This is a genomic window from Desulfobacterales bacterium (assembly GCA_034520365.1).
GTDB lineage: Bacteria > Desulfobacterota > Desulfobacteria > Desulfobacterales > Desulfosalsimonadaceae > M55B175.
Genome location: JAXHNP010000006.1, coordinates 806,978 through 825,467 on the forward strand (window position 1 = coordinate 806,978; position 18,490 = coordinate 825,467).

At 50.6% G+C, this 18,490-nt stretch carries 12 protein-coding genes; 4 read left to right on the forward strand and 8 right to left on the reverse strand.

Annotated features, from left to right (window positions below; genetic code table 11):
• The first annotated feature begins 30 nt into the window (after positions 1 to 30).
• From U5L07_11645 to U5L07_11655, 3 genes are read left to right on the forward strand one after another with little or no spacing between them, the layout of a single operon-like run.
• Positions 31 to 216 carry a hypothetical protein gene (locus tag U5L07_11645; GenBank protein ID MDZ7832395.1) on the forward strand — a complete coding sequence of 62 codons (186 nt, stop codon included), beginning with the start codon at positions 31 to 33 and terminating at the stop codon, positions 214 to 216.
• Complete coding sequence (locus U5L07_11650) at positions 176 to 898, forward strand: response regulator (GenBank protein MDZ7832396.1); 723 nt, start codon at positions 176 to 178, stop codon at positions 896 to 898. Before U5L07_11645 ends, U5L07_11650 begins: the two co-directional genes overlap by 41 nt.
• Positions 899 to 958: 60 nt before the next feature.
• Positions 959 to 1,396 (forward strand): PilZ domain-containing protein, encoded by a 438-nt coding sequence (locus U5L07_11655; GenBank protein MDZ7832397.1) that lies wholly within the window; start codon positions 959 to 961, stop codon positions 1,394 to 1,396.
• A gap of 429 nt (positions 1,397 to 1,825) precedes the next feature.
• Here the strand turns inward: U5L07_11655 and U5L07_11660 are convergent, their stop codons facing one another.
• Positions 1,826 to 2,839, reverse strand: a complete 1,014-nt coding sequence (locus tag U5L07_11660; protein MDZ7832398.1) for a DUF4388 domain-containing protein — start codon at positions 2,837 to 2,839, stop codon at positions 1,826 to 1,828.
• 274 nt (positions 2,840 to 3,113) lie between these two features.
• Between U5L07_11660 and U5L07_11665 the strand changes: the two genes are divergently transcribed.
• Complete coding sequence (locus U5L07_11665) at positions 3,114 to 6,644, forward strand: transporter substrate-binding domain-containing protein (GenBank protein ID MDZ7832399.1); 3,531 nt, start codon at positions 3,114 to 3,116, stop codon at positions 6,642 to 6,644.
• Between the two features lie 97 nt (positions 6,645 to 6,741).
• On the opposite strand, the gene U5L07_11670 is transcribed toward U5L07_11665, so the two are convergent.
• From U5L07_11670 to U5L07_11700, 7 genes are all read right to left on the reverse strand, one after another.
• Positions 6,742 to 9,741 (reverse strand): PAS domain S-box protein, encoded by a 3,000-nt coding sequence (locus U5L07_11670; protein MDZ7832400.1) that lies wholly within the window; start codon positions 9,739 to 9,741, stop codon positions 6,742 to 6,744.
• Positions 9,742 to 10,589: 848 nt separating this feature from the next.
• Entirely contained in the window at positions 10,590 to 12,137 is a 1,548-nt protein-coding gene (locus U5L07_11675; GenBank protein ID MDZ7832401.1) for a sensor domain-containing diguanylate cyclase, read from the reverse strand.
• A gap of 134 nt (positions 12,138 to 12,271) precedes the next feature.
• Entirely contained in the window at positions 12,272 to 14,404 is a 2,133-nt protein-coding gene (locus tag U5L07_11680) for a PAS domain S-box protein (GenBank protein MDZ7832402.1), read from the reverse strand.
• Between the two features lie 245 nt (positions 14,405 to 14,649).
• Complete coding sequence (locus tag U5L07_11685) at positions 14,650 to 15,240, reverse strand: GGDEF domain-containing protein (GenBank protein ID MDZ7832403.1); 591 nt, start codon at positions 15,238 to 15,240, stop codon at positions 14,650 to 14,652.
• Between the two features lie 199 nt (positions 15,241 to 15,439).
• A complete protein-coding gene (locus U5L07_11690) occupies positions 15,440 to 16,009 on the reverse strand; it encodes a hypothetical protein (protein MDZ7832404.1) in 570 nt (189 codons plus the stop codon).
• A gap of 522 nt (positions 16,010 to 16,531) precedes the next feature.
• A complete protein-coding gene (locus tag U5L07_11695) occupies positions 16,532 to 17,242 on the reverse strand; it encodes a class I SAM-dependent methyltransferase (GenBank protein ID MDZ7832405.1) in 711 nt (236 codons plus the stop codon).
• The gene (locus U5L07_11700; GenBank protein MDZ7832406.1) at positions 17,229 to 18,467 is read right to left on the reverse strand and encodes a glycosyltransferase family 4 protein; all 1,239 of its coding nucleotides are present in this window, start codon (positions 18,465 to 18,467) and stop codon (positions 17,229 to 17,231) included. Before U5L07_11700 ends, U5L07_11695 begins: the two co-directional genes overlap by 14 nt.
• Positions 18,468 to 18,490: the final 23 nt, after the last annotated feature.

The window sequence follows — 18,490 nt, forward strand, 5'->3', positions numbered from 1 at the left end:
GCTTCGGGTCGTCATTCAAGGAGACAACCCATGGAAAACTTAAATGAAGTGGAAATTCTGCTGGTGGAGGACAATCCCAATGATGCCGAAATGGCCATGCGGGCCCTGAAAAAACACAACCTTGCCAACAACGTCCTGGTGGTGGGCGACGGCGAAGAGGCCCTGGATTTTCTGTATGCCCGCGGGCCATACGAAAACCGGCAATGTCAGTTTTGACAAAGACTACTGCGCCGATCACGCGGGATTTGTGCCGGGCGACTTTACCCTTCTGGCGGTCAGTGATGACGGTTGCGGCATGGATTTGGAAACCCGGGATAAAATATTTGAACCGTTTTACACGACCAAGGGTTTGGGTGAAGGCACCGGCCTGGGCCTTTCCACGGTATATGGCATTGTCAAGCAGAACAATGGATTCATTAACGTCTACAGTGAGCCGGAAAAAGGCGCCACCTTCCGGATTTATCTGCCCCGCCATGCAGGCGAGTCAGGCGCGCTTGAAACGGAATCCGCGGTTAAAACCCCGCCGCACGGCAGCGAGACCGTGCTGATCGTTGAGGACGAAACGCCGGTGCTAAATCTTGCCAAGACCATGCTTGAAAAACTGGGCTATACCGTTCTGGATGCGGCCACGCCGGAGCAGGCCATGAAAAAGGCCCGGGAACATGGCGACAGCATTCATCTCCTGATCACCGATGTTGTCATGCCGGAAATGAACGGCCGGGCGCAGGCTGAGCAACTGCAAGCCCTGTATCCGGAGTTAAAGGTATTGTTCATGTCCGGTTATACGGCCAACTTCATCGCCCACCGGGGCGTGCTGGCTGCGGGCGTGCATTTCATTCAAAAGCCGTTTGCCAAAATCGACCTGGCGGTCAAGGTGCGCAAGGCCCTGGCGGATTGATCTATAATGGACTGTTGGGGGAATTAATAATCATTCAATGCAGCTCGGGGAGGATCTGACATGACCAACCAATGGGAAAAGCAGCGCAAATATAAACGGGTATTTTTTTCCAGGCAGCAAGGGCTTACCGCATTGTTTGCCCTGCCCGGTATCCAAAGCACCATTCCGGTTAAAATAATGGATTTAAGCCTGGGCGGCATGGGCTGTGTTTTAATCCGGCATCCCAACCTGACGTTTAAGGAAGGCGATCACCTGACGCTGATTGAATTGCATGACCTTGAAAGACGGCGCATTCCAGCCGATATTGCGGTTGAAATCCGCTGGGTGATCGATATGGAGAGATTTCAAAGCATCGGCCTCGGCTGCCGATTTTCCGATACGCCGCCGGAACTGGAAAAGAGCCTGCAGTCCTTTATTGAACAAGGCCCATCCGCGGATGAGATCAAGCCGCAAACCACGGATTCCAAGGATTTTGTCAAAAAAAAAATCGCCGGATGAATCAGACGGGGTCAATTTGTTCCGCCTGTTTTTCGGGCGGGCTTGACGGCGGGCTTTACGGCGGGCACAGTGGCCCGCCCTACAATGGGATGTGCCAGGGACCAACCGGCCTATGGTCGGCCGCCGCGCCGACCGACAAATGGGCGGGCACGGTGACCCGCCCTACGCCTGGGGAAAAACCCGATTAATATTGGGACGGGCGCGGTAACCCGCCCGACAAATGGGGAAAAACCCGATTAATATTGGGGCGGGCATGGTGACCCGCCATACGAATGGAGAAAACCCGATTCATCGTAGGGTCGGCCACCGCGCCGACCTAAATTGATGGCGGGCACGGTGATACGCCATACAATGGAATGTGCCAGGGACCAACCGTCGTAGGGTCGGCCACCGTGCCGACCTAAGCCGACCATATTGAACGGCCTCATTTTAACCCGCTTGATTGAAGGCCTGCCATAACAGTTCGATGATATCTTTCATATACGGCACCTGGTTTTCTTCCCGGATTTCATTTAATGCCATTTTTTCTTCTTTGGATTGATTGATTTTGGCTGCTTCTTTTTCAGCCACAGCCCGAATTGGATTTTCATTGACCGCCTCCCGGAAAATTCGGGAGAGCGCGATCCGAAGCAGGCTGGATCGTTTGAGCCCCATATTATCCATTGCCCATCGGAATTGTCCTGCGTCTATGCCCTGAATTTGTCTAATCACGGCTTCTTCCAGCTCAGCCAATGTTCTTGGCTGGCGAACTTTAACCCTTCCGGAGGAAATCAGGGAATTTAATATCTGGTATGCGGTAAAATCGTCGAATCCGCTTTTGTCAAAAATTTGCCGTACCGTTGCCTGGCCGTTGAGCAGTGACAAAATACGCCATTCATCCGCTTTAAGTTTAATTTCGCCCCTGCCGCCTGTTTGGCCGGAAATTTTAGGGATCGCCGCGTCGCTCGGTATCTGTTTCTTTAAAATCCCCATTTCTTCGATCCGGCGGGAGGCATCAAGCAGAATATTCATGGTATCCAGTTTATACTCGATGGCTCCCTTCAGGTTGAGCGGGGCGTCCATATATTCAAATTTACCGGTACCCCACAACAAAACATTATATACCGTGTTTTCGGCCTGCTTTAGAAGAAAGGCATTGAGCCGCTCCAGGGAGAGGTAGCCCTGCTCCACGAGCGTTTTGCCAAGCCGTTCCTTCTTTTTTAAACTAAGCGTCAAACACTCATCCAGCACTTGCTGCGAGATCAGGCCGTTTTCTTTCATAAGCTCGCCCAGGCGGTTATTTTTTCGGGTTTCCGTGGCAAACACAATATCCCCGTCATGAAGAAAGACCTGGACCGTATTGGTCTCGGATTTAATAACCAGTCTGCCGGTGCGCTGCTCGTATGCCAGCATTCGCAAAAGTGCGCTCAGCTCGAATGTTTCCAGGTTGCCGGTTAGCGACATAAATGCTCCCTGAGTTTAAAAATTTTATTCAACCTATAATAATAGAACCTTAAGCTTATATCAACAAGGAATCATTTGTTGCTTTGTCCACTCCCCTGCTTTTTGATAACTATTTATCCTTCCCTATAAATTTTTGCATATTACAGTCTTGAAGTTATTATATATAAACGATAAGTTACAAAACGATATGCCAAAAATTCAGAAGGCTAAAAGCGCGAGTGTCTGCAGCTCTAAGTCATTTAACTTCCCAGATTACATCCAAAGACTTTCAAACATGCACCTAAGCTTCAAGCACCCATACATACCGCACAAGTTCTTTATCGCAACAATTCTTGCCATCGCTTTATTGTTTTTTTACACGCCCGCCAATTCAGCCGAAAAAGCTGATCCCCCTTTGCTTTCCGCCGCTGAAACCAACTATCCCCCATTCTCCATTGTTGACCCGGAGGGACGGGCAAACGGTTTCTCGCTTGAACTGATGCGGGCGGCGCTTAACGCCATGGGCAGAGATGTGACTTTCCGAACCGGTCCCTGGGCCGAGGTAAGGGGGTGGCTTGAACATGGCAAAGTCAAAGCTCTGCCAGTTGTGGGGCGAACAACTGAGCGGGAATCCATCTTTGACTTCACCTTCCCCTATATGTCCTTGCACGGCGCTCTTGTCGTGAGAACTGAAGCAAGAGGTGTTCGGGGAATGGGCGACCTCGAAGGCAAAACCGTTGCCGTCATGAAAGGCGACAATGCCGAGGAATACCTGCGCCGAAAAGATCATGGGGTGGAAATCAAAACCACAAACACGTTCAAGCAGGCATTGCAGGAACTTTCCGAAGGTCGCTACACGGCAGTGCTCATTCCCTGGCTGGTGGCGCTTCGCCTGCTCCAGGAAAATGAACTGCTCAATCTGCGGATAGTCGACAAACCGGTTGAAGATTTTCGCCAGGATTTCTGTTTTGCGGTAAAGGAAGGCGACCGCGAGACGCTGGCCTTGTTAAATGAAGGCCTTTCCATTGTCATGGCAGACGGCACCTATCGCCATCTGCATGCGAAATGGTTTGCCGCTTTGCAGCTGCCAAGGAACCGTCGGATTGTCATTGGCGGGGATCACAATTATCCCCCTTTCGAGTATATTGACGAAAACGGCAATCCCGCCGGATTCAATACCGCCATTACAAAGGCCATCGCCAATGCGCTGGGCCTTGATATAGAAATCCGGCTTGGCCCCTGGGCCGAGATTCGGGATGAACTCGGTGCGGGCAAAATCGACGCCATACAGGGTATGCTCTATTCACCCGGGCGGGACCTCACTTTCGATTTTACGCAGCCCTATACGGTAAACCATTATGTCAGCGTCACAAGAAAGGGTGAACGCCCCCCGCCGGAAACGGTTGAAGCGTTGAGCGGGCAGCGGATTGTGGTTCAGAAGGGCGATATCATGCATGATTTCGTTCTGGAAAACGGGCTCGAAGATCAGGTGGTCACCGTTGCCGCACAGGAGGATGCGCTGGAAAAGGTGGCATCAGGAGATCGCGACTGTGCTTTAGTCGCCCGGCTGACAGCCTTGTATTGGATCGATAAAAAGGGATGGCAGAATTTAACGTTAAGCCAGCAGCCGCTGCTTTCACCGGGCTATGGATTTGCCGTGCCGCATAATCAAAAGGCCTTATTGTCCCATTTCAGTGAGGGGTTGAAGCTCATCGAAAAATCCGGTGAATATCAGCAGATCCGGCGGAAATGGCTTGGGGGCTATGAAGATTTGCCCCCCACTTTCTCCGAAGTTTTCCGATATATCGCCTGGGTGGTTGTGCCGCTGATTTTAGCTGTTTTAGCGGTTTTTCTCTGGTCATGGTCTTTGCGCAAGCAGGTCAGGCGCCGAACGGCGGAATTTCAAAATAGTGAAAGGCAATACCGGCTCCTGGCCGATAATACGCTTGACGTGATTTGGACCATGACCCCGGAAACCGTATTTACCTATGTTAATCCGGCGATTGAACAATTAACCGGTTATACCCCTGAGGAATGGATCGGCAGCCGTTTGTCAGACCACTGCAGTGAGGCTGAATTTGCTAAATTGGCCGCGATTATTGCCCGGGAAATTGATAAAGGCCTGGCTCATCAGGGCGCCGTATTTGAAACGGAGATTTATCGAAAAGACGGCTCAGCCGTTGCCGTGGAAATTCACGGCACGATTATTTTCGATGAAAATGCCGCGCCGGTCAGACTCCAGGGCGTTACCCGCGAGATCACTGAGCGTAAAACGGCCGAGCAGGCGCTGCGTGATAGCGAGCAAAAATTTCGGCTTCTGGTTGAAAGCTCGCCGGATGCGATTTTCGTCCAGACCAATGGCCGGTTTGCCTATTTGAACCAGGCGGCAGTCACGCTTTTCGGGGCCAGCGCTTCCGGCGATTTAATCGGAAAACCGGTATTAGACAGCTTTCATCCGGACTATCATAATATCGTGCGCGAACGGATTCGCCTGTTGAATCAGGAAAAAATGGCAGTGCCGTCCATTGAGGAAACTTATCTGCGAATGGACGGCAGTCCCGTGGATGTTGAAGTGAAGGCCGTCCCCTTTCGCTATGAAGAAAAAGACGGCGCACTGGTATTCGTCCGGGATATTTCCGAGAGAATTAAAAAAGAAAAGGCGCATCAGCAGTTGCAGGAACAATTTGTACAGGCGCAAAAAATGGAATCCGTGGGCCGGTTGGCGGGCGGGGTGGCCCATGATTACAACAATGCGCTCAGTGTTATCATTGGCTATACGGAGATGGCTTTGGATAAGGTTTCTCCGGATGAACCATTGTATGCGGATTTGGAAGAGATCTTCTCGGCGGCCAAACGCTCATCGGCCATCACCCGGCAATTACTCGCGTTTGCCCGGAAACAAACCATTTCACCGAAAGTGATCGATTTAAATGACACAATTGAAAACATGCTGAAGATGCTCCGGCGTCTGATCGGAGAGGATATCGCCCTGGCCTGGCGGCCGGGGTCCCAGCTGTGGCAGGTAAAAATGGACCCGGTTCAGGTCGATCAGATACTGGCCAATCTGTGTGTCAACGCAAGAGATGCCATCACCGGTGTGGGCAAAATTACCATTGAGACACAAAATGTGACGTTCAACGAGGAATACTGCAGAGAACACGTGGATTTCCTGCCCGGCCAATATGTCCTGCTGGCGGTCAGTGACGATGGCTGCGGCATGGATAAAGAGACTTTGGAAAGTATTTTTGAGCCCTTTTACACGACCAAAGGCCTTGGCGAGGGAACCGGGCTGGGACTGGCCACCGTATACGGCATCGTTAAACAAAATGAGGGGTTTATCAATGTCTACAGCGAACCGGAAAAAGGCAGCACTTTTAAAATTTATTTGTCCCGTCATATCGGTGGTGAAAGGGAAGGGGCGGAAACAGAGATAGGGGCGGAAACACCGGTGGGTCGAGGTGAGACTATTCTGCTTGTTGAGGATGATTTGTCAATTCTGAATCTCGGGAAAATGATGCTTGAAAAGCTTGGCTATAAAGTTCTTTGTGCGAAAGATCCGAATGAGACAATGGCCATTACCGAGACTTATGCGGACGAAATTCATCTTTTGCTCACCGATGTGGTGATGCCCGGGATGAACGGCCGGGAACTGGCTGAAAGATTGGAAACGTTTTATCCGGGGCTTAAGGTTCTTTACATGTCCGGCTACACCGCCAATGTCATTGCTCACAGAGGCGTGCTGGAAAGCGGTATGCATTTTCTTCAAAAGCCCTTTTCCAAAAGGGAGCTGGCTATTAAGGTGCGAGAAGTATTGGATCATCGATAAAAGAGGTTTGTCAAATGGCCAGATTGTCGAAAAACAAGTGGACCATATTTGGTGCGTCCCCTTTTCTATGCTCTTCAGGAAAGATATTTTTCAACTATTACTGCCCTATCGCATCCCGCACCTTGACCGCTAATTCCTGCATCGAAAAAGGTTTCTGAATGAATTTAACGCCTTCATCTATCACCCCTTTATGGGCAATCACATCAGCCGTATAGCCCGACATGTATAAAATTTTGAGTCCGGGCCGGCTCATGGCCATTCGTGAGGCCAGATCCCGCCCATTCATCTCCGGCATAATCACGTCGGTGATGAGCAAATGGATTGTTCCATTGTATGCTTCAAATAGTTGCAATGCCGCAGATGGATTTCCAGCAGTCTGAACGGTGTAACCCAGCCTTTCGAGGATCTGTCTGGACATTTGCAGCACAGGTATTTCATCTTCGACGATCAGGATGGTTTCCGTTCCCGTGGGTAATTGCCGTGTGGGCGTGGATTCTTTTGCGGGCTCCAAAGCGGATTCTTCCGTTTCAAGACGGGGCAGGTATATTTTAACAGTCGTTCCCTTTCCGGGTTCGCTGTCTACATTGATAAAGCCGTTGTGCTGTTTGACAATGCCGTATATCATAGCCATGCCGAGTCCGGTTCCTTTCCCGATCTCTTTGGTGGTAAAAAACGGTTCAAACAGATTCGCCAGCGTCTCCTTGTCCATGCCCGAACCATCATCGCTTACGGAAAGCATGACGTATTGTCCGGGAACAAAATAAGGATAAAGGTTACAATAATCGTCATCAACCTCGACATTGTTTGTTTCTATTTTAATTTTGCCTACATCGGCAATTGCATCCCGCGCATTGACGGCAAGATTGGCCATGGTCTGGTCAACCTGGGAGGGATCTAGTTTTACCGGCCAGAGATTGTTGCCCGGGTGCCACACAAGATCAATATTTTCGCCGATCAAGCGTTGCAGCATTTTCAGCATGCCGGAAATGGTCTCATTTAAATCGAGCTGCACCGGATTGATGGTCTGCTGCCGGGCAAAAGCCATTAGCTGCCGGACGATGTCGGCGGATTTTTTTCCAGCGGTATATATTTCCTGGATCGTTTTACGGAGAGGGTCTGACGGGTCCATCATGTCAATGGCCATTTCGGCATAACCATTTATAATGGTCAGCTTGTTATTGAAATCGTGGGCCACGCCACCCGCCAGACGTCCGACGGATTCCATCTTCTGGGCCTGGTTGAGCTGGGCCTGGAGTTTTTCCTTCTCCGCTTCGGCCTTTTTGCGGTCGGTGACGTCTCTTGCAACCCCTCGAAAACCGATCGCCTTGCCATTGGCATCTCTCATTAAAGAAACAGAGGTGTCCACATAGCATTTTTCCCCGTCTTTTCTTATAAGCGCCCAGTCAAATGTCTTTATCGAGGCTCCGGTAGTAAATACTTGATTAAATGCCTGAAAAACTTTTTCGGTATTATTTTTATCCGTTAATTCCCTAAAGTTCATCCCCATTAATTCGGCACTTGAATAGCCGAGTATCCGGCACGCGGAATCATTAAAAAAGGTAAAATTTCCGGCTGTATCCACCTCAAAATAGCCATCTTCGATACTGTCCAATATGGTCCTGTATTTCTCCTCGCTCGCCGCAACCGCCTTTTCCGCCTGCTTGCGCTCCGTGATGTCAATACAGGAAGCTATACTGCGATTGGTTCCGGCAATCATGTCCACGGCCAGAAAAATATTTCGCTTTTCACCGTGGCGGGTAATGAAACGAAACTCATACTGGTGTGGTGCAGGGTCCGGATTCCCGCGGCGCAAATAATGGTATTGTTTCATCCAGCCGACATCATCGGCGTGAATAAATTCGGTCCAGGATTTTTTCCCTTCCACCTCCTGCCTGGAATATCCGGACAGTGTTTCGAAATTGGTGTTAACATGCGAAATGGTGGTGTCTTCTTCAATAATGAACATGGCCGTGCCGGAGGTCTCAAATATGGCGCGATAGTAGCTCTCAGATTGCTGCAGGGCTTGTTCAGCTTGTTTTCGCTCCACTATTTCGCCTATTAAATAAGCTGCGGAACGAATCCGTCGCTTGGCCAGTTCAATGATAAAAGGGGGACGGATTTCATAGGCATTTGAACACTCGACTAAGTCTTTTATATCTACCCCGTATTTTTTAGCCAGCTCTGACAGTCTGTTAACATCGGTTGGCGGATCTCCGTATCCGACATTAATTGTCCCGATCACCTCCCCACCGGCGAATATAGGTACGGCATAAAGGCGGATTCCGCCCTCACATTCCATATCTACCGGCTTTGCTGTGGCAATGGATTGTTTGGCGGTATTCCAGCATGATTCATGGCACAACCATTTTCCACAACTCAGGGCCTGTGCGCTGTCCTCTGTCTTACACAAACGATATGAAGCCTGATCCATAAACCTGCACCAGTCAGAGGAAAACAGGCCCAGGGCGTAATCGCCGTTTCTTTCATAGACGGCAACCGAGGTTTCAAGCAAATCCAAAAAGTCGTCTGCAATATTTTTAAGCGTTTCTTCTCCTGCCGCATCCAGTATCTTCCGGCTGGTATTGAGTTTTGTCAAATCCCCGTAAGGGGGGACATAAGGCTCCTCTAAAGCGCGGCGTGCAGCGTAAAGGGCTTTCTGTCGGCTGGAAAGCATCCATTCGATTCTTTGCAAGCCTTTTTCGGTCTGTTTGCGCTCGGTGATATCTTCAATGGCAAGGAGGATAAGCCGTTCTTTTCCGGACTTTCTGTGAATTTCCCGGGCATTGACGAGCATGGTGCGCCGGCCGAGGTCGGCAAATTCCTGTTCAACCTGGTAGTCATCAAGGGTTGTTTTTTGAGGAAGGAGAGTTTCGAGCAGATCCCGCAGTTCCGGAATGTCCCACTGTTTGTTGTCCAGGTCATAAATCAGTTGCCCCTCGGTCTCTTCAGGCTTTACCGTAAAGGCGTCATAAAAGGAGCGACTGGCTGAAATTACCCTGAGATCCTGATCCAGAATGATCAAGGGGTCACGCACGGTGTTGATGATGCTCTCGGCGTATTCGCGGGCTTCCCCGTCTGAATTCTTAAACGCTGTCATTTCTTTGTTCCTGTAAATTTTGTTTTGTAACCCAAAACCTATTTACTTGGTGCTATCTTTTAAATCCTCATCAGGCAACTGAAGTAACCGGGAGTATAATATAGTTTGGATTTTTCCGGCAAATGCAATACATATTTTTAAATATAACGAAAGTATAGGTGTTTTGCAAAAACAGGGCCACGGATTTTAGCCTTTTGCGTACCCTTTTTATCACCGCGCGGTAAATGTGTTCTATCGATTTTTCAGGCGGGCACGGTGGCCCGCCTTACAATGGGATATGCCAGGGATCAACCGTCGTAGGTTCGGCCGCCGTAGCGACCGACAAATGGGCGGGCACGGTGTCCCGCCCTACAATGGGATATGCCAGGGACCAACCGTCGTAGGGCCGGCCACCGTGCCGGCCTAAATTGACGGCAGGCACGATGGCCCGTCATACAGCAAGATAGCTCGGGATTTGGTCATCGTAGGGTCGGCCGCCGTAGCGACCGACAAATGGGCGGGCACGGTGACCCGCCCTACAATGGGATATGCCAGGGACCAACCGTAGTAGGGTCGGCCGCCGTGCCGATCGACAAATAGGCGGGCACGGTGGCCCGCCGTACAATGGGATATGCCAGGGATCAACCGTCGTAGGGCCGGCCACCGTGCCGGCCTAAATTGACGGCAGGCACGATGGCCCGTCATACAGCAAGATAGCTCGGGATTTGGTCATCGTAGGGTCGGCCACCGTGCCGACCAAAGTGATGGGCCACCGCGCCGACCTTAAATGCGAACAACCCCATGGTTATAAGGTTTTTCGCCAGAACAAATTCATCGGGCGGGTCGTATTTTTACCGGTTTTGGGGAGATCAAAACACCACCTGGTTTCTTCCCCGGAACTTGGCTTCGTAGAGTTTACGGTCTGCTTCAACAAGCAAATTCTCCAGAGAGAGCTCGGACCTATATTCACAGGCTCCCGCGCTTATTGTTACTTTTCTTGGCACAGAAAACCGGTTTTCTCCAATAGCGGCTTGAATTTTTTGTGCAATTGTAGCGGCGCCTTCCAGGTTTGTTTCCGGGCAGAGGATCAAAAACTCTTCCCCGCCCCAGCGTGCCAGCCTGTCGGTGGCGCGAAGCATTGAACTGACGATATCCGCCACTTCTTTAAGCACCTGATCGCCTGCATCGTGCCCGTACGTGTCATTGATGCTTTTGAACCAGTCAATATCAAATATGATGATTGAAAATGTAGCGGCATACCGCATGGTTCGCTGATACTCTTTTTCCAGCGCTTCATTAATTTTCCGGCGGTTTAGCAGGCCCGTGAGATAATCGGTTTGGGAAAGCCTTTCAAGCACTTGATTTTTGGCCTCCAGTTCCTGATTCTTTTGAAACAGGGCCCGCTCGGTTAATTGTTCTATGGCATTTGCGATTGAATCAATCTCGTTATGCCGGGAAGTTGCGGGAGGATCTGCCTGATTAGGATAATCTGTTTGCGGAGATCCTGATATTGCGGCTTTAACCCGCTGTTCCAGCGTTCTCAAAGGGGCGATTATATTATTGCTGAGCGTTCGGCTAATAATTTGTCCGACCAGCAGGCTCACTGCTATAACAACCGCAATGCTGAGCAAAATCCTGACTATTAAAAACTTAAGTATTTCGTATTTATTAATAACCGTAACCACAATCCAGCCCAGGGATTCCAGCCGGGAGTGGTAGGCGATTTTGCTTTGTTGTTTAAAGGTATAGCCCGAACGGCCGGCAGAACTGGAAAAGTCATCTTCAGTATCCACAATTTTTTTGAATTCCTTGCCTCGAAGGTTCTCACGATGGTGAATGATAACCGTCCCTTCCTCATCAACCACGAAACTATACGAAGAAGAATACGCCGGATCACGCTCGGAAAGGATTTTTGTAACCGCGTCCATGGATGAGTCTATGGTCATTACTCCCTGAAGATTACCGGTATCGTCGGTCAAAACCTTGCTGAAGGATACCAGCCACTCCCTGGTTTTGGCCTCCCGGTAAGGGATACCGCCGGATATATCCGGTGACGCCTTTAAGGCCGCCAAATACCATGGCCGTTTTCTCGGATCATAGCCCTTTGGTGGTGTATAGTCATTGATTAAAAGCGTTCCATCCTCATATCCGGAATAAATGTAGTTGATATTTGGAAGAAATTTCTTGAGGGTTTCAAAGAGCGATAGGGCCTTTTCTTTATGCGAAAGAGGATCTTCAACCGCGTAAATCACCTCCGGCTTCCGGGCCAGAAACTGTACGGCGGACCTCAGCGGTGTAAAGTGTCCCTGTATATAGTTGGTAGCGGCTTGGTTCTTATTACGAATAACTGCGTATGCGCTGTTTATTCCATTATAGTATAGAATCGCGGACATCAGGATTCCAAAAAGCAGAACCATGACCAAAGAAAGAAACAGTATATTTACAAACAGCCATTTTTTAAGTGTTCTGATTCGTTGCCGCTTCACCCGAGACTGCCACTCTTCTTTAAAATCAACTTGCTATCCTCTTCAGGAAAGATATTTTTCAACTATTACTGCTCTATCGCATCCCGCACTTTGACCGCTAATTCCTGCATCGAAAACGGTTTCTGGATGAATTGAACGCCTTCATCTATCACCCCTTTATGGGCAATCACATCAGCCGTATGACCCGACATGTATAAAATTTTGAGTCCGGGCCGGCTCATGGCCATTTGCGAGGCCAGATCCCGCCCATTCATCTCCGGCATAATCACGTCGGTGATGAGCAAATGGATTGTTCCATTATATGCTTCAAATAGTTGCAATGCCGCAGATGGATTTCCAGCAGTCCAAACGGTGTAACCCAGCCTTTCGAGGATCTGTCTGGACATTTGGAGCACAGGTATTTCATCTTCGACGATCAGGATGGTCTCCGTTCCTGTGGGTAATTGCCGTGTGGTTTCCTTTGCGGGCTCCAAAGCGGGTTCTTCCGTTTCAAGACGGGGCAGGTATATTTTAACAGTCGTTCCCTGTCCGGGTTCGCTGTCTACATTGATAAAGCCGTTGTTCTGTTTGACAATGCCGTATATCATAGCCAGGCCGAGGCCGGTTCCTTTCCCGACCTCTTTTGTGGTAAAAAATGGTTCAAACAGATTCGCCAGCGTCTCCTTGTCCATGCCCGAACCATCATCGCTTACGGAAAGCATGACATATTGTCCGGGAACAAAATAAGGATAAAGTGTACAATAATTTTCATCAACCTCGACATTGTTTGTTTCTATTGTCATTTCTCCCACATCGGCAATTGCATCCCGCGCATTGACGGCAAGATTGGCCATTATCTGGTCCGCCTGGGAGGGATCTAGTTTTACCGGCCACAGGTTGTTGCCCGGGTGCCACACAAGCTCAATATTTTCGCCGATCAAGCGCTGGATCATTTTCAGCATGCCGGAAATGGTGTCATTTAAATCGAGCTGCACCGGATTGATAGTCTGTTTCCGGGCAAAAGCCATTAGCTGCCGGACGATGTCGGCGGATTTTTTTCCAGCGGTATATATTTCCTGGATCGTTTCGCGGAGGGGATCTGGCGGGTCCATCATGTCGATGGCCATTTCGGCATATCCATTTATAATAGTAAGTTTGTTATTGAAATCGTGGGCCACGCCACCCGCCAGCCGTCCGACGGATTCCATTTTCTGGGCCTGAGCGAGCTGCTTTTGAAGCTTTTCGCGCTCCTCCTCGGCTCGCTTGCGATCGGTGACATCCCAGACAGTCGATACCACCAGATTGTTTTCGGGCAAGGGAATGTTCTTGGCTGTTATATAAAAAGGTTCCTTTCCAGGACGTGAAACCGGGATATCTTCCCAGTACATTCGCTCCGGGTCGTTGCTGGCGTAATCCTCAAGCACCCTTTTTTTGATCTGTTCTCTGAACGTTGCATCCGTATAGACAACTTCCCAGAAATCGTTCGGTGCAGCCAATGCGTCCCGTGTGGTTCGGTAGAATCTGGCGAAATTCTCGTTCATGTAGGTGAAATGGACTTCTGGATCGACTGAGTTGACGGCGACTCCCACTGGAAGGTTATCCAGGGTGGCTTTGATAAAAGCTTCCCGTTCTTTCAGCTTTTCAATAGCCTGCTTACGCCCGGTGATATCTCTTGCACTGAATACGATTCCTTGAGGGATACCATTTTCATCTTTAATAAAATTTCCAATGGTTTCAAACCAGATGTAGTTGCCGTCTTTGCACTTGTATCGATATTCAACCCTGCGAGGATAGCCCGATGCAACGAGTTCATTAAATTCCTCCAGTATGCGCGGGTGATCTTCCGGATGCACAAAATCCATCACATTTTTTCCGATCAGGAAACCAGGCTCGTAACCCAGGATCTCATGGGCTTTTCCGGCAAAAGTGAAATGGCCCTCCATATCGGTCAGTGCGACCATATCCAACATGTTCTCGGTGACGATCCGGAACAGCGCAGCCTGATCATCCCTTTCTTCAAGCTGGCTCCGCAGCTGCTCGTTTTGTAACTCGGCCTCAATCTGCTTTACCTGCATTTCGTAAAACTGTTGTTGAATTTCTTCGAGTGTCATGGAAGCAAAATCAGGAAAGGGGATGGCTTTGATTTTTTGCTCTGCTTGTTCGCGGATTGAGGTCGAATTGGATTGCACGCGTGGCGGGTGGTTCTTTTCATCCGTCATGGCGATCTCCTGGGATGGTCAGGCCAAAAAATCCATTCAGCAGATATGGCCTGTATGGGTCTCCGGCAAAGCTTCTTATAAATCCTTTAGGGCGCCCGCTATGCTTTAGCACTCTGCGATTAAGCCTGTTTTTCTTAGGGGTTATCATCTATCATAACTGAATCAATTCCGGGTTGCAATGGTAACGTTAGATTTTTACGTAAGAAAAGAAGGGCAGGCCACCGTGCCTGCCTGAAAAACTCGCCCTATCCTGCGTTTTTTACAACCCGGTTCCGCCCCGCCGCTTTGGCCCTGTATAGTGCTTTATCAGCCAGCAGCAGCAGCAGCTTGTCTTTGCTGGCGGCATTTTCATTATGAGCGGTCACGCCGATGCTTGCCGTGTAAAAAATTTCTTTTTCTTCATAGATTGCAGGGGTTCGCTCAATTGTCAGCCTCAACCTTTCGGCCAAGGTCGCCGCTTCTGCGAGGCGGGTGTGCGGTAAAAGCAGGCTGAATTCTTCACCCCCCATCCGGGCGGGCATATCCGGCTGCCGAAGATGGTTTTTAAAGATTACCGCCATGTGCTGTAAGACTTCATCCCCGGCGGCGTGGCCGAGTGTGTCATTGACACGCTTGAAATCATCAATGTCAAGCGTCAAAACTGAAAAAATGTGTCCGTACCGGTTAGCGCGTTCGAGTTCGCTATCAAGCGCGTCCATGAAGTACCGGCGGTTCCAGAGGCCGGTCAGCTCATCTGTGGTGGCCAGCTTGTTCGCCCGCGCGATGGCGACCTTGAGCTCTTCATTCGCTCTTTTCTCGCGCAGGAATTGTTGTTGACGGGCAAAGGTCGCAGCCAAATTATCGGCGGCAAGACTCAGCAGGGCATGTTCGGTATCCGTAAAAATACGCTCCTCAGTGGTGTCAATGAATCCGAGAAATCCGATCAGCCGCCCTTTCGGCCGGATTGATCGGCGTCTGCAGAACCATACACATTATTTCGAGTTTCGAGGGGCGCTCCATACTGATTTACTGTCGGTTCAAGGGGGGAGGTGGATTTCAGCCCGATTTGCGCATTACATGCGACTTGAGATAGCATCGCCCCCTTTTGTCCCGCACATCAAGAACCGCGTGCCGCAGCACCATCACCGGGATGCCGCCCTTGAGGCCGACGGTCAGATCGTAGCGCGAAAAGGCCAGAACCACCCCCCGGATGATCTCGCCCTCCAGCAGCGTAAAAAATAATACCTCCCGCTGCTGCATCAGGGGAAAAAGGGTTTTGTTTTTGATGTAATGGCGGTTTTTCGGGGAAATGATCGGTTCCAATCCACGCGCCGCGATCTTTTTATCCGTTTTGATCCGCTTGCCGGCGGCCCCGGCCTGGGATGCCGGGTAGAGCAATTTGATATTGATTTTATCGATTTCCTGCTCCGTCTCTCCATCAGCGCTCAGCACGACCTGATAAGGGGAATTGGCAACCATCCGGGCCTGGATGATATTCCGGCCGTGCAGGTGATAGACCCAGGGCGATGGATCATTCAACGCCGCATCAAATACCGATTTTTCGTAATTGTCTTTCAGATATTGCCTTAACGTACCGAAATTCTGCATCCCTGTTTCTTTTCTCATAATGGTGAACTTAATAAAGATTACCGGCGGATGTCAACTATTAGGATTGCACGATAAATTTGTTCTGTCTTTTTTCAGGCAGGCACGGTGGCCTGCCCTACATACTCCGGGATTTCCAATCTTGCCGCATCTACTTTTCTTAGGCAGGCACGGTGGCCTGCCCTACGGCTTAGGCAGGCACGGTGGCCTGCCCTACATACGGCCACATGCGTCGTAGAGTCGGCCACCGTGCCGACTAGTTGTCCGTTAACAGGACCGTGGTTATGGGTTTTGCGGTTAGAACAAATTAGCCGTGTCACGGACCCCAACATACCTAAACTTGTCTTGGATAAACTAGTGATTGCACATAGCAGCTATGAAGCTTCAGTTATACTGGACTATACGCCGCTAAGGACTCTCAAACACTATACGGATTCTTTCAGTTTTAAAGATGCCCCCAATATATTGATGTGGGACTGTTAACTGAACTTTGGCGCGGGATCCAAATTCATCGATCCAGATTCATTAGCGGCGGCCTGAGGCTTATGATTTCTTAAAATACAGCACGAGGCTCTTGCCCAGTACGGGGTTTAGGAGGGTGTCCATAAAGCGCGTGATTTTCGGCTTTTTCATGATATCCCAGGTGAGGAGCCGATGGTAGAGGTTGATTGGCTGGATGTCGTCTCTGGTCGGTCCCATCAGGCATTTGAGCCACCAATAGGGGGTGTGCAGGCTGTGGGCAAAATGGGTGGTCCGGAACACAGCGCCGCTGTTTTCAAATAGCTGCCGGATACCGTGCTGGGTGTAAATCCGGACATGGCCGCCGTTTGCCGAATAATAGGCGGTGGAGAGTTTCCAGCAGATTTTTTCCGGATAATACCGGGGCACACTCACTACAAGGTCTCCGCCAGGTTTGAGCACCCGCAGGATCTCGTTTGAAGCCCTTCGGTCATCCGGGATATGCTCCATTACCTCCGAGCAGATCACCAGATCAAAAATTTCGGCGGGAAAGGGTAAGGACAGGATATCGCCGGCCGCGCATCCCCAGCTGCCGCCGCCGTGTGCGCCGATGGCCTCATGATATGCCAGCCGGCCCCGGGCTTCATGGACATCCTTATAATTGGCATCCACCCCTATGACGGTCACACCGTCGCAGGCATAAGCGCGGCAGCAATGTCTGCCGCTGCCGCAACCGATATCCAGAATTTTATCCCCGGGCCGCACCCGGATCCGGTTAAAATCAACGGTAATCATTGATCACTTGAGAATAGGCAGCGACTGTGCGCTTTGCCGCCGCCTGCCAGGTCAGGTGGTTTTGTACCCGGCGGTAGCCGGCGTCACTTAATTTTTGGGCGTATTCCGGATGATCAAGCACTGATACGAGGGCCCTGGCCAGCGCCTCCGAATCCTTTGGCGGAACGAGGATGCCGGCATCGCCGACAACCTCCGGAAGCGCCCCGCCCGTTGTGCTGATCACCGGAACCCCGCAGGCCATGGCTTCCCCCGCAGGCAGCCCGAAGCCCTCATAGACTGATGGCACCACGGAAACCGTGGCCCGGGCGTATTGCCGCACAAATTCCTCGTAGCTGATGCGGCCTGTGAAGGTCACCAAACGGCCGATGCCCAGCTTACGGATCAGTTTAATGACCATGCCGTTTTTTTTGGGCGTGCCCACAACAATTAATCGGATGTCCCGCCTGGCCGAAATTTTAGCGATAGCCTCCAGCATGTAGTGCAGACCCTTTAACGGGGTGTCTGCACTGTTTGTGACGATGATGCGGTTGGCCTGCCGGGGGATGTCTTCTATCGGATAGAAAAAATCCGTATTGATGCCGTTGGGCACCACGGAAAATCGGTCCTCATCAATATCAAAGGCCCGGCTGATATCCGCGCGGGCGCATTTTGATACGGTAATGATCCGGGGCATGCAACGGGCCACCCGTTTCTGCATATCCAGAAAGGAATGCCATCGCAGTTCTTTTAGCTTCTGCCACAAATGCGGCGCGGTTTTTACCGCGATCTCCCGGTCCACCGTGATGGGGTGGTGGATGGTGACGATGGTGGGCAGCATTTTTTTGATGCCCCACAGCCCGTAGGCCAGGCTCTGATTGTCATGGATGATATCATATTTTTGTTTATTCGCTTTGATGTATCGGGCCGCCCGGAGGCCGAAGGTAAACGGCTCCGGAAAGCCCATGGTGGAAACCCCCAGCCATTCGATCAGATTGATCATGTTTTTGAGTTCATAAGTTTTCGGCACACGGAAAAGATTGTCCGGGTTATAGAGGTCCAGGCCGGGGAGCTTGACCAGGTGTACCCCCGGATCCGTTTCCGGGTAGGGGGGGCCGGAGATCACTTCCACGCGGTGTCCGAGGGCTGCAAGCGCCCGGCTGAGGCTTTTTACATATCCGCCCTGTCCGCCGCAGTGCGGGTTGCTGCGGTAGCTTAAAATGCCGATGCGAAGGGGATGTTTGGGCATACTATTATTTGACGCCTGATCTT